Source organism: Methylobacterium sp. Leaf465, assembly GCF_001424705.1.
GTDB lineage: Bacteria > Pseudomonadota > Alphaproteobacteria > Rhizobiales > Beijerinckiaceae > Methylobacterium.
Map to the genome: position 1 here is coordinate 140,867 of NZ_LMRA01000048.1, position 12,990 is coordinate 153,856.

Genomic DNA, 12,990 nt, shown 5'->3' on the forward strand with positions numbered 1-12,990 from the left:
CTCAATCGAAGCCAAGGAATTCGAACAGGTCGCGGTCCTTCATGGGGATCGCGTTGAGCGGCTTGCCGCCGGCCCAGAGATGCGCCGCGAGACGCATGTACTCGGTGGTGACGGCTTCGAGTTCCGGCGTCGGCTCCATCTCGAACAGGGTCGACTTCTTGAGGCGCGAGCGCCGGACCACGTCGAGGTCGGGGAAGTGCGCGATGCGCTCGAGGCCCACGGCGGCATTGAAGCGGTCGATCTCGTCGGTCTTGGCCGAGCGGTTGGCGATGACCCCGCCGAGGCGCACCGGATAGTTCTTCGCCTTGGCGTGGATCGCGGCCACGATCCGGTTCATGGCGAAGATCGAGTCGAAGTCGTTGGCGGTGACGATGAGGGCCTGGTCGGCGTGCTGGAGCGGCGAGGCAAAGCCGCCGCAGACCACGTCGCCGAGCACGTCGAAGATCACCACGTCGGTGTCCTCGAGGAGGTGATGCTCCTTGAGGAGCTTCACCGTCTGGCCGACGACGTAGCCGCCGCAGCCGGTGCCCGCCGGCGGGCCGCCGGCCTCGACGCACATGACGCCGTTGTAGCCCTCGGCCACGAAATCCTCGATGCGCAGCTCCTCGGAGTGGAACTGCACGGCCTCCAGGGCATCGATCACGGTCGGGGCCAGGCGCTTCGTCAGCGTGAAGGTCGAATCGTGCTTGGGGTCGCAGCCGATCTGCAGCACGCGCTTGCCGAGCTTGGAGAACGCCACCGACAGGTTCGACGAAGTGGTCGACTTGCCGATGCCGCCCTTGCCGTAGACCGCGAACACCTTGGCGGTGCCGATCTTGAGGTTCGGGTCGAGCTCGACCTGGACGCTGCCCTCGGGCTGGCGCGCGGTGACGGGATTGCGGATGGCGATGTTCATGCGGCGACCCCTGCGGTGATGCCTTCGACGCGGTCCTCGAGTTCCTCCTCGGCGCGGTCGAGCGCGTCGCGCGTCTCCGCGTCGGGGGTCCAGAAGCCACGCTGGTGCGCCTCGATCAGCCGGTGAGCCACCTTGGCCGAAGCGGTCGGGTTGAGGGCCGCCATGCGCGCGCGCATGGCGGGGTCGAGGACGTAGGTCTCGGTGATGCGCTGGTAGACCCAGGGGGCGACGCCGTTGGTGGTGGCCGACCAGCCCAGGGTGTTGGTGAGGTGCGCCTCGATCTGGCGCACGCCCTCGTAGCCGTGGCCGAGCATGCCCTCGGTCCATTTCGGGTTGAGCATCCGGGTGCGGGTCTCCAGGGAGACCTGCTCCGTCAGGGTCCGGACCACGCCTTCGCCGCGGGTCTGGTCGCTGATGAAGATCGGCACCGCCGCGCCGCGGGCTTCGGCGACGGCGCGGCCCATGCCGCCGAGACCGTCGAAGTAGTGGTCCACCGAGGTGACGCCGACCTCGACCGAATCGAGGTTCTGGTAGGCGAGATCGACGGTGGCGAGCACGGCCCCCATCAGGGCGCGCTGGGCGGTGGGCACGCCGGTGCGGCCGTAGGCGAAGGATTTGCGCCGCGCGAAGGTCTCGGAGATCTCGTCGGCCTCTTCCCAACGGCCGGATTCGACGAGCTGGTTGACGTTGGCGCCGTAGGTGCCCTCCGCGTTGGAGAACACCCGCAGGGCCGCGGTCTCGAGGTCGATACCGTGCTCGGCCTGGAGCGCCAGGGCGTGCTTGCGCACGAAGTTCCGGTCGGACGGCTCGTCGGCGGTGGCGGCGAGATAGGAGGCTTCGGCCAGGAGCTTTGTCTGGAGCGGCAGCAGATCGCGGAAGATGCCCGACAGGGTCACGACCACGTCGATGCGCGGGCGACCCAGGGTTTCGAGGGGGATCAGAATGGCGCCGCAGAGGCGGCCGTAGCCGTCGAAGCGCGGCGCCGCGCCGATCAGCGCCAGGGCCTGGGCGATGGGACCGCCCTCGCTCTTCAGGTTGTCGGTGCCCCAGAGCACGAGGGCGATGCTCTCGGGCAGCGCCGCGCCCTCGTCGCGGTAGCGGGCCAGGAGACGCGCGGCCTGCCGCGCGCCGTCCGCGAGGGCGAAGGCCGAGGGCAGGCGGTAGGGGTCGAAGCCGTGCAGGTTGCGGCCCGTGGGCAGGATGTCCGGGTTGCGCAGGAGGTCCCCGCCGGCCACGGGGGCGATGAAGCGGCCGTCGAGGGCGGCAAGGAGGCCCCGGATCTCGTGATCCCGTGACAACAGGAGATCGGTCTCGCGCAGGGACGCGAAGGCGGCGCGGTTCGCATCGGAGGGGCCGAGACCGCCCTGCGCCAGGGCGGCGTCGATGGCCGCGCCGGCCACAAGGGCCTGGAGGCCGGCACGGGTGGGCACGAGGCCGTGGCTGGCCTCCGCCAGGGCGAGGAGGATGTCTGTCCGCTCCTCCGGCGGCGTCGCCTGCCCGACCACGTGGAGGCCGTGCGGGATCAGGGTGTGCTCCAGTTCATGGAGTGCCGTGCCGAGGCCGTGGACGTGGCCGGCGAGATCGGCGGTCCAGGCGGGCTCGGCGGCGACGAGGTCGAGGCCGGCGCCTTGGGCCTGGATCAGCTCGGCGAGATCGCGGCGCTCGCCCACCGCCTCCGGCTCCAGGCCGCGCCAGCGTTCGATCGAGGCCTTGAGGTCGATCAGGCCGCGATAGAGTCCGGCCTGGGCCAGGCTCGGGGTCAGGTAGCTCACCAGGGTCGCGGCCGAGCGGCGCTTGGCCAGCAGGCCCTCGGACGGGTTGTTGGCGGCGTAGAGATAGATGTGGGGCAGCGCGCCGATCAGCCGCTCGGGCCAGCAGGCGCCGGACAGGCCGGTCTGCTTGCCGGGCATGAATTCCAGCGCCCCGTGGGTGCCGAAATGCAGGACCGCGTCGGCGCGGAAATCCTCGCGCAGGTAGCGGTAGAAGGCCGAGAAGGCGTGGGTCGGGGCGAAGCCGCGCTCGAACAGCAGCCGCATCGGGTCGCCCTCGTAGCCGAAGCCCGGCTGGACGCCGACGAAGACGTTGCCGAACTGCGCGCCGAGCACGAAGATCTGCGAGCCGTTGCTGTTCTGGCGGCCGGGGGCCGGCCCCCACTGCGCCTCGATCTCGGCGAGGTGGCGCTCGCGGCGGACATGGTCGTCGGCCGGGATGCGGTGGTGGACGTTGGCGGGCGTGCCGAACCGGGTGGCGTTGCCGTCGAGCACCGCCCCGCGCAGAGCTTCCACGCTCTCGGGCAGATCGACCGCGTAACCCTCGGCCTTCAGGGCCGCGAGGGTGTTGTGGAGGGAATGGTAGACCGACAGGAAGGCGGCGGTGCCGATGCTGCCGGCGTTGGGCGGGAAGCCGAACAGCACCACGGCGACCCGGCGCTCGGCCCGCGCCTTGCGGCGCAGGACCACGAGGCGCTCGATGCGGGCGGCGAGCATGTCGGCGCGCTCGGGATGCACGACCATGTCGCGGGCGCTGGCGCCGAGGGAGCGGCTGGAGCGTCCGCCGAACACCATCGGACTGGTCGCGCCGTCGAGCTCGGGGATCGCCACCATCATGGTGGCTTCCACCGGCGACAGGCCCCGGTCGGAGGCTTCCCACTGCTCCAGGGTCTGGAACTCGAGGGCGTGGGCCGCGAGGTAGGGCACGTCGAGGTCGGCGAGGAGCGCCTGGGCGCCGGCGGCGTCGTTGTAGGCCGGGCCGCCCACCAGGGAGAAGCCGGTGAGCGAGACAAGCGCGTCGATGGTCGGGCGCCCGTCGCGCCGGAAGAACGCATCGATGGCCGGGCGGTTGTCGAGACCGCTGGCGAAGGCCGGCACGACGCTGAGCCCCCGCGCCTCCAGGGCGGCGATGACGCCGTCGTAATGCGCCGTGTTTCCGGCCAGCACGTAGGAGCGCATGACGAGGAGGCCGACGCAGCCCTTCAAGGCGCCGGCGGGTGCGGGCACCTTCGCCCCGTCCTCACCGATCCGGCCGGCCATGCGCGGATGATACAGCCCGGTCTCGGGGTAGCTGAGCGGCGCCGGCGCGGCGGCGATTCGGCGCCAGCCCTCGCGCGGGCCGGCGGCGTAGCGGCCGACCAGGAAGCGCACGAGGTTGGCGATGTTCTCGTCCGAGCCCGAGAGCCAGTATTGCAGGGTGAGGAAATAGGCCCGGACGTCCTGGGCCGAACCGGGAATGAACCGCAGGATCTTGGGCAGCTTGCGGATCATCGCCATCTGGCGGGCGCCGTTGCCCTGGGCGCCGGGCTTGCCGCGCAGCTTCTTCAGGAAATCGAGGGCGCCGCGCTTGGTGCTGTCCATGTCGAAGCGGTTGAGGCGGGTGGTCTTCACCACCTCGCTCGCCGACAGGCAGCCGATCATGGCGTCGCAATGCGGGCGCCGGGCCAGCAGGGACGGCAGGATCGCCCGGACGTGCTCGTCCATGAACAGCATGGTGGAGAGGACGATGTCGGCGCGGGCGATGTCGGCCTTGCAGGCCTCCAGGGCGGTGGCGTCGGTGTCCCAGGCGGCGGCCGCGTGGAAGTCCAGGGTGAGGCCCGGCAGGTCGCGGGCGAGCCGTTGGCGGGCGCGCTCCAACGCGCTCGCCACGTGGTTGTCCATCGTCACGAGGACGACCCGGAGCGCCGGGCGCTCAGCGTCCGAAATGCGCTTTGGCATCGTACAATGTCTCGACGGTGATGAGCGGCAGGGCACGTTCCCGTGCGAAGCGCTCGGTGTTCGCGCGCGCCTTGCCCCGCACGAAGAACGGGATCTTCTTCAGTTCCTTCTCGGCATCGGTCGCCCAGGTCAGGAGAATCGGTTCTGCGGCCACCGAAGGTGCCGGGGCGACCGGCTGCGGCGCAGCGACGCCGTGCCGGGGCAGGTGCGAGGGCGCGGCGGCACCGTGGAACTCGGCATCCTCGCGGAACATGCCGAGCAGGTGTTCCTCCAGGCCCATCATCAGCGGGTGGACCCAGGTGTCGAACAGGACGTTGGCGCCTTCGAACCCCATCTGCGGCGAGTGGCGCGCGGGGAAGTCCTGGACGTGGATCGGCGCCGAGATCACCGCGCAGGGCAACCCGAGGCGCTTGGCGATGTGCCGCTCCATCTGGGTGCCGAGCACGAGCTCCGGTCCCGCGGCCTGGATCGCGGCCTCGACGTCGAGGTAATCGTCGGTGATCGTGGCCTCGATGCCATGGAACGCCGCCTCGGCCCGGACCTCGCGGGCCAATTCGCGGGTGTAGGTGCCCAGGCCCACCACCTTGAAGCCGAGTTCCGTGGCGGCGACGCGGGCGGCGGCCAGCGCGTGGGTGGCGTCGCCGAAGATGAAGACCCGCTTGTCGGTGAGGTAGGTCGAATCGACCGAGCGCGAATACCAGGGCAGGCGCGAGGGGGCACCGGCGAGGACGGGGGCGGGATCGACGCCCGCGGCGGCGGCCACCGCCTCGACGAAGCGGATGGTGGCCTGGACGCCGATCGGGACGATCTCGACCATCGGCTGGCCAAAGGTCTTCTGAAGGTGAAGGCCGGCGGCACGGGCGATCTCGGGATAGAGCACGACGTTGAATTCCGCCGCCCCGAGGCGCCCGAGATCGGCGGGCGTCGCGCCGAGCGGCGCCACCACGTTCACGTCGATGCCGAGGGCGGCGAGGATCTTGGTGACCTCCACGAGGTCGTCGCGGTGGCGGAAGCCCAGCGCCGTGGGGCCGAGGATGTTGCAGAGGGGGCGGCGCCCGTCGCGCGCGCTCGGCGTGCCGCCGGCCAGCGCCCGGACGAGGCGGTAGAGGGTCTCCGAGGCGCCCCAGTTCTCCTTCTTCTGGTAGGCCGGAAGCTCCAGGGGGATGACCGGGATCGGCAGGTCGAGGGCGCGGGCGAGGCCGCCCGGGTCGTCCTGGATCAGCTCGGCGGTGCAGGAGGCCCCAACGATCATCGCCTGCGGCTGAAAGCGCGCGTAAGCCTCTCCCACGGCGTTCTGGAAGATCGCGGCGGTGTCAGCGCCGAGATCGCGGGCCTGGAAGGTCGTGTAGGTCACCGGCGGGCGGGCGTCGCGCCGCTCGATCATGGTGAAGAGCAGGTCGGCATAGGTGTCGCCCTGCGGCGCGTGCAGCACGTAGTGCAGGCCCTGCATGGCGGTGGCGATCCGCATGGCGCCGATATGCGGCGGCCCCTCGTAGGTCCAGAGCGTGAGCTGCATCGCCTCAGACCTCCAGCCGGGCGCGGCGCTTCAGCGGGCGCGCAAACAGTTCGGCGAGGTCTCCGGCCTGGTCGTAGCCCTGGATCGGGGTGAACAGCAGCTCGATCGACCACTTGGTCGCCAGCCCTTCCGCCTCCAGCGGGTTGGCGAGGCCGAGGCCGCAGACCGTGAGGTCGGGCTTTTCCGACCGGCAGCGATCCATCTGCGCGTCGAGGCTCTGACCCTCCACCACCTTCGTGCCGGCCGGCAGCAGCGCCAGGTCCGGCGCATGGTGCTGGCGATGGAGGTAGGGCGTGCCGACCTCGATCAGCTCCGCCCCCATCTCGCGCGACAGGAAACGGGCGAGCGGCAGTTCGAGCTGCGAATCGGGAAAGAAGAACACCCGCTTTCCGGCGAGGCGCTCCCGGTAGAGGTCGAGGGCGACGGCGGCGCGGGCTCGACCCGGGGCGGTGACGCGGGCGAATCGCTCGGCCGGGACGTCGAAGGTCTCCGCGGCGGCAGCGAGCCAGCCTGTCGTGCCCTCCGCCCCGAGGGGGAACGGCGCCGAGATCCGCTTCGCACCCCGGGCCTCGAGGGCGCGGGCGGTCTCGGCCAGGAAGGGCTGGGCGAGGAGGAAGCGGGTGTTGGGCCCGACCGCCGGCAGCGCCCCGGCGCGGCGCGCCGGCAGGAAGGCCACGTCGGCGAGGCCGAGATCCGCGAAGAGGCGGGCGAACTGGTCCTCGACCACGTCGGCCAGGGCGCCGACCACCAGGAGCGCGGGCGCCCCGGTCTCCGCGGCGCGGGGCATCTCGGGGACGAGGGCGGCGAGGCAGGCATCCTCCCCTTGCGTGAAGGTGGTCTCGATGCCGCTGCCCGAGTAGCTCAGCACCCGCACGTCGGGGTGGAAGCTGCGGGACAGGCGCTGGGCCGCCCGCGACAGGTCGAGCTTGATCACCTCCGAGGGGCACGAGCCCACGAGGAACAGCAGGCGGATGTCGGGGCGGCGCTCGATCAGGCGGGCGACCACCCGGTCGAGCTCCTCGTTGGCGTCGACGAGGCCGGCGAGGTCGCGCTCGTCGAGGATCGCGGTGGCGAAGCGCGGCTCGGCGAAGATCATCACCCCGGCCGCGGACTGGATGAGGTGGGCGCAGGTGCGCGAGCCGACCACGAGGAAGAAGGCGTCCTGGATCTTGCGGTGCAGCCAGACGATGCCGGTCAATCCGCAGAACACCGCGCGCTGGCCGCGCTCCTGGCGGATGTCGCAGCCCGTCTCCAGGGCGGGAAGCGGCGCATGGGCGTTCATCGCGCGGCCTCCGCGACCAGGCGGGACGGCCGCGTGTGGAGCCGGGCGGCGCGCAGCTTCAGCACGAATTGCGCAGCGTTGACGGCGTAGGAGGCGTAGGCGGCCAGGGCGAGGCCCATCAGGCCGGCGGTGTCGAGGGCGCCGGCGGCCAGCGCCACGAGGTAGGCGGTGTGCAGGGCCAGCACGAGCATGCTGACCATGTCCTCCCAGTAGAAGGCCGGGGCAAAGAGGTAGCGGCCGAAGACGGCCTTCTCCCAGATCGAGCCCGTGACCATGATCGCGTAGAGCACCAGGGTCTTCACCACCACGGACGCGTTGGCGGCGGTCGCGCCTTCACCTGTCCACAGGGTGCGCAGGACGAGGCCCAGACTCACGGCGAACACGAGGAATTGAAGGGGGGCCAGAACCCCCTGGACCAGGGTCCAGCGGGTGGCGTCGCGACGGGCGCGCTGATCGGCGTCGTAGAGAGGTCGTCTGGGCCTGTCCGCACTCCGGATCATGCTGTCCGCCCCCCTGTGGAGACCCCTTGCGACCAAGTCGCCGGGCCTCGTTGAAGGGGAGGTTAGGAAGGCGGTCCCGATGTGTCAAGCCAGCTTTACGTCAAAACGAAATGACAGATTGAATGCAAAATAGTTACAGGGTGCGTATTGATAAAGTCAGTTTCGGGCGTATCGTGCGACTTCATTGCAGCGGCCGGCCAAGCTGGCCCTCCCCGGCGCCGGGGTACTGAGGCGCGTGCTCAGACGTCCCGGAATTCGACGCGCAAGATCGAACCGACAGTAAAGCCGTCAGCCACATTGGGAGGGACCAATGGATGATGTGAGTCAGTTCGGTGATCGCTTGCGCTACGAACCATCCAGCCGGGATGTCGCGGACCTGTGCGAATCCCGCATCAGCGCCCAGCTCGCAGTCTTCGGACAGGCGATCCGGCTGCAACGGGATCTGGCGCGCGTCGTCGAATCCGAGATCATTCCCCGCCTGATGCTGGCGCACCGGATCGAGCCGGCCCCGGAGCCGACGGACGTGCTGCCGAGCGAGGAGCAGATCGCGGCCTTCACGGCCCTCATGCTCGACCCGGCGGGCGACGACGTGGAGGGCCGGCTCGCCGAACTCCTGGCGACCGGCCTTGGGACCGACAGCCTCCTCCTCGACCTCCTCGCGCCGACGGCCCGCCACCTCGGCACCCTGTGGGAGGAGGACCTCTGCGACTTCGTCGAGGTGACCCGCGCCATGGGGCGGCTGCAGCGAATCATGCGCGAGATCACGAGCCGCTTTCGCAGCGAGCCCGTGGCCCCCGCCGTGAACCGGAAGATCCTGCTGCTGCCCTGTCCGGGAGATTCCCACAGGTTTGGCCTCACCCTGGTGGAGCAGTTCTTTCGGGAAGCCGGCTGGTCGGTGACCTCGACGATCACGCAGCCGGAGACGGACAGCCTCCGCTGCATCCAGGAGGAGTGGTTCGACGTCGTGGGACTGTCCCTCGCCTCCGAGACCCTGCTTCCGACGATGACCGAGACCGTGGCGGCCTTGCGCCGGAATTCTCGGAACGAAGCGCTGCGGGTCCTCGTTGGGGGCCCGGCCTTCGCCGCCAATCCGGACAGCTTCCGGCGCGTCGGGGCCGACGCGAGCGCCGGCGACGCCCGCACGGCCCTGTCCGTTGCCGAATGCTTGCTTGATCTGCCGGTCAGACCCTGCTGAAAGACAGTTTCGATCGACACAGCCTCCCTCCCTGATCCGACCTGCCCGACCACATCCCGACGTGGTGATCCGTGACCAGCCTGGCGCTTCCTGCCGCGAGCCATGCGCTCGCGGCGCTTCAAAAGTCACTCGGCCCTCTCGACGCGCAGGCGGCGGGATTGCTGGTGGCTGCCGCGACGGACCTGTCCCTGGTCATCGACGGTGACGGCGTCGTCCGGGAAGCGACGTTCGGCAGCGCCGATCTCGCGGACGAGGGCTGCGAAGCCTGGCTGGGTCGGCCGTGGGTCGACACGGTCACGGTGGAGAGTCGCCCGAAGATCGCCGCGCTCCTCAAGGATGCCGCGCCCGGCGCCGTCACGCGCTGGCGCCAGGTGAACCACGTCTCGCCCACCGGCACCGACCTGCCCGTGCGCTACGCCGCCATGCGGTTGGCCAAGGACGGCCAGATCCTCGTCCTCGGGCGGAACCTGCGTGCCATGGCCTCGCTGCAGCGGACCCTGGCCGAGACGCAGCAGGCGCTGGAGCGCGACTACCTGCGCATGCGCGGCGCCGAGACCCGGTACCGCCTGCTGTTCCAGCTCGGCTCCGAGCCCGTCCTCGTGGTCGATGCAGCGACCCGCCGGGTGACCGAGGTGAATCCCGCCGCCTCCCGGCTGATCGGGCGGGCCGAGAAGCGCATCGTCGGCCAGGATGCGGTCGACCTGTTCGACGGCTCCTGTGTCCGCGACCTCGAATCGCTTTTCGCCGGCCTGCGGATGACCGGGCAGGCGGCCGACCTGGAGGCGAGGCTCGGGCATGGACGCGGCGCCGTGCGCGTCGCCGCCTCGCTGTTCCGCCAGGAGAACGCTACCAGCATCCTGCTGCGGCTGGCCTCCCCCGAACCCCTGGAGACGAGCGCGGCCCGTACGGGCGCCGGCGCGCTCGACGTCCTGCGCAATCTGCCCGAAGGCTTCGTGGTCACCGACCCCGCCCGCCGGGTGCTCACCGCGAATCCCGCCTTCCTGGACCTGGTGCAGCTCGCCACGGAGGAGCAGGTTCGCGGTCAGCCCCTCGACAGCTGGATCGGGCGGGAGGAATCCGAGGCCGCCGCCCTGTTCGCGACGCTGTCGCAGCACGGCTCCGTCCGCCACTTCCCCACGCAGGTCCGCGGGGCTTACGGCAGCGTCGAGGATGTCGAGATCGCCGCCGTCTCGGTCCCCGGCGGCAGCCAGCCCTGCATCGGCTTCACCCTCCGTGCGACACCCCGGCGCGCCGCGGCCGTGGCCGGCGGGCGCGAGCTGCCCCGCTCCGTCGAGCAGATGACGGAGCTCGTCGGGCGCGTCTCGATGAAGAACCTCGTGCGCGAATCCACCGATCTGATCGAGCGCCTGTGCATCGAGGCCGCTCTGCGCATCACCCGCGACAACCGGGCCTCGGCCGCCGAGATGCTGGGTCTGAGCCGCCAGGGCCTCTACGCCAAGATGCACCGCTACGGCATCGGCGATCTCGAAGGCCGCGACGCCCCCGACGAAGCCTGACCTGCGGCGGAGAACCGGTCGTCACGAACGTCTGACCGGGCGACCGGATGCGGCGTCGCCGGGGCCCGACCTCACGACAATGTTGTAAATCAAACTTGACACTCAGGTATGTAAAACTCTAGCGTCGTCGGTATGGCAACGCCTGCACCCAGCGCCCTCATCGAGCTTCTGAAGCCGATCACATGGTTCGCGCCGATGTGGGCCTTCACCTGTGGAGTGGTCTCCTCCGGCGCTTCGCCCACCGGGCAATGGCCGGTGATCGCCGCGGGGGTGATCCTGGCCGGCCCCCTCGTCTGCGCCACTTCGCAGGCGGTGAACGACTGGTACGATCGCCACGTCGACGCCATCAACGAGCCGCAGCGGCCGATCCCGTCGGGTCGGATGCCCGGGCGCTGGGGTCTCTACGTCGCCGCGGGCTGGACCGTCCTGTCCCTCGTCGTGGCCACCGCCCTCGGTCCCTGGATTCTCGGCGCCGCCCTGTTCGGCCTCGTGCTGGCCTGGATCTACAGCGCCCCGCCCCTGCGCCTGAAGCGCAACGGCTGGTGGGGCAATTCGGCGGTGGCGATCTGCTACGAAGGGTTGCCTTGGTTCACCGGAGCGGCGGTGATGGCCGCGTCGGTGCCGGACCACCGGGTCCTGCTGGTCGCCCTGCTCTACTCGGTCGGAGCCCACGGCATCATGACCCTCAACGACTTCAAGTCGGTGGAGGGCGACGGCCGGACCGGCATCCGCTCCCTGCCCGTGCAGCTCGGAACGCTCGGGGCCGCGCGTCTCGCCTGCCTCGTCATGGCCGTCCCCCAGGTGGCCGTCATCCTCGGCCTGTTCACCTGGGACCGGCCCTGGCACGGAACGGTCATCGGCCTCCTGCTGCTCGGTCAGTTCATCCTGATGCGCCGCCTCCTGGCCGCACCCCGCGAGCGGGCCGCCTGGTACAACGGCACCGGCACCACCCTCTACGTGCTCGGCATGCTGGTGGCGGCCTTCGCCCTCCGGCCCCTGGTCCAGGGAGGTCCATGATGCCGAACCCGACCTTCGGCTGGCTCGCCATCGTCCGGCTCGGCCTCGTGCAGACGGCCCTCGGCGCCGTCGTGGTCCTGATGACCTCGACCATCAACCGCGTGATGGTGGTGGAACTCGCCCTGCCGGCCATCGTGCCGGGCGGCCTCATCGCCCTGCACTACGCCGTCCAGGTCCTGCGCCCGCGCTGGGGCTACGGCTCGGATCGCACCGGCCGGCGCACCCCCTGGATCGTCGGCGGCATGGCGGCCCTGGCGCTGGGCGGCTTCGGCGCGGCCGTGGCCACCGCCCTCGCCGAGACGCACCAGGCCGCGGGCCTCGCCCTGGCGGTGGTGTCCTTCCTCACGGTCGGGATGGGCGCGGGCGCCGCCGGAACCTCGCTCCTCGTGCTCCTCGCCACCGGCGTCGACGCCCGCCGCCGCGGGGCCGCCGCCACCGTCGTCTGGGTCATGATGATCGCGGGCTTCGCCATCACGGCGCCGCTGGCCGGGCACTTCCTCGATCCCTTCTCGGGCGACCGCTTGATCGCCGTGTCCGGCACGGTCTCGCTCCTCGCCTTCGCGATGGCGGCCCTGGCGCTGCGCGGCGTCGAGCCGGCAAAAGGGCCGTCCGGCGGCACCGAGGCGGCGGAGAAGCGTCCGTTCCGCGAGGTGCTGGCGCGGGTCTGGGCCGAGCCGGAATCCCGGCGCTTCACGATCTTCATCTTCATGGCGATGCTGGCCTACAGCGCGCAGGAACTCATCCTCGAACCCTTCGCCGGCCTCGTCTTCGCGATGACGCCCGGGGTGACCACCAAGCTCGCGGGCCTGCAGCACGGCGGCGTGCTCGCCGGCATGCTGACCGTGGCGGGCCTCACCATGGGCCTCGGCGGTCCGGTGCTCGGGTCCCTGAAGGTCTGGACCACGCTGGGCTGCCTCGGCTCGGCCCTCGCCCTCCTGGCCATCGCGGCGGGTGGCCTGGCGGGCGCCGACTTCCCCTTGCGGGTGCCGGTCTTCGCCCTCGGCCTGTTCAACGGCATCTTCGCCGTGGCGGCCATCGGCTCGATGATGGCGCTGGCCGGGGCCGGCGGCGAGGCCGAGCGCGGCACGCGGATGGGCGTCTGGGGCGCGGCCCAGGGCGTGGCCTTCGGAGCCGGTGGATTCCTCGGCACCGTCGCGGTGGACCTGGCCCGCCTCGTCACGCCGCGCGTGGTCGACGCCTATGCCAGCGTGTTCGCCGCCGAGGCGCTGCTCTTCGTTCTCGCCGCCGCCCTGGCTCTGCGCATCGCCCATGCTCCCATGACCCAAGCCCCAGCAACCCAGGTGCCGCGGGGCCGGCGTCTTCAATCGTCGTTCGAGACATCGCTATCCACGAGGTGAGAT

The 12,990-nt window shown here is 70.9% G+C and carries 9 protein-coding genes; 4 read left to right on the forward strand and 5 right to left on the reverse strand.

Annotated elements, in window-relative coordinates:
- Position 1: 1 nt before the first annotated feature.
- From bchL to bchF, 5 genes are read right to left on the reverse strand one after another with little or no spacing between them, the layout of a single operon-like run.
- Positions 2-895, reverse strand: a complete 894-nt coding sequence (gene bchL / locus ASG51_RS22580; RefSeq protein ID WP_056219099.1) for a ferredoxin:protochlorophyllide reductase (ATP-dependent) iron-sulfur ATP-binding protein — start codon at positions 893-895, stop codon at positions 2-4.
- A complete protein-coding gene (locus tag ASG51_RS22585) occupies positions 892-4,602 on the reverse strand; it encodes a magnesium chelatase subunit H (protein ID WP_056383168.1) in 3,711 nt (1,236 codons plus the stop codon). The genes bchL and ASG51_RS22585 overlap by 4 nt, the downstream gene beginning before the upstream one ends.
- On the reverse strand, positions 4,577-6,118 hold the full coding sequence (bchB, locus tag ASG51_RS22590; protein ID WP_056383170.1) for a ferredoxin:protochlorophyllide reductase (ATP-dependent) subunit B: 1,542 nt from the start codon (positions 6,116-6,118) through the stop codon (positions 4,577-4,579). Before bchB ends, ASG51_RS22585 begins: the two co-directional genes overlap by 26 nt.
- Before the next feature lie 4 nt (positions 6,119-6,122).
- Positions 6,123-7,400 carry a ferredoxin:protochlorophyllide reductase (ATP-dependent) subunit N gene (locus ASG51_RS22595; RefSeq protein WP_056219090.1) on the reverse strand — a complete coding sequence of 426 codons (1,278 nt, stop codon included), beginning with the start codon at positions 7,398-7,400 and terminating at the stop codon, positions 6,123-6,125.
- Positions 7,397-7,900, reverse strand: coding sequence for a 2-vinyl bacteriochlorophyllide hydratase (gene bchF, locus ASG51_RS22600; RefSeq protein ID WP_056273211.1), 504 nt, complete (start codon positions 7,898-7,900; stop codon positions 7,397-7,399). Before bchF ends, ASG51_RS22595 begins: the two co-directional genes overlap by 4 nt.
- A gap of 310 nt (positions 7,901-8,210) precedes the next feature.
- Between bchF and ASG51_RS22605 the strand changes: the two genes are divergently transcribed.
- The 4 genes from ASG51_RS22605 to ASG51_RS22620 all read left to right on the forward strand — a co-directional run bounded on the left by ASG51_RS22605 (position 8,211) and on the right by ASG51_RS22620 (position 12,987).
- On the forward strand, positions 8,211-9,095 hold the full coding sequence (locus ASG51_RS22605; RefSeq protein WP_056219082.1) for a cobalamin B12-binding domain-containing protein: 885 nt from the start codon (positions 8,211-8,213) through the stop codon (positions 9,093-9,095).
- A 71-nt stretch (positions 9,096-9,166) separates the two neighbouring features.
- Positions 9,167-10,612, forward strand: a complete 1,446-nt coding sequence (ppsR, locus tag ASG51_RS22610; protein WP_056383172.1) for a transcriptional regulator PpsR — start codon at positions 9,167-9,169, stop codon at positions 10,610-10,612.
- A gap of 132 nt (positions 10,613-10,744) precedes the next feature.
- Positions 10,745-11,629, forward strand: a complete 885-nt coding sequence (gene chlG, locus ASG51_RS22615) for a chlorophyll synthase ChlG (protein WP_056383175.1) — start codon at positions 10,745-10,747, stop codon at positions 11,627-11,629.
- Positions 11,626-12,987, forward strand: a complete 1,362-nt coding sequence (locus ASG51_RS22620) for a BCD family MFS transporter (protein ID WP_056383177.1) — start codon at positions 11,626-11,628, stop codon at positions 12,985-12,987. Before chlG ends, ASG51_RS22620 begins: the two co-directional genes overlap by 4 nt.
- Positions 12,988-12,990: the final 3 nt, after the last annotated feature.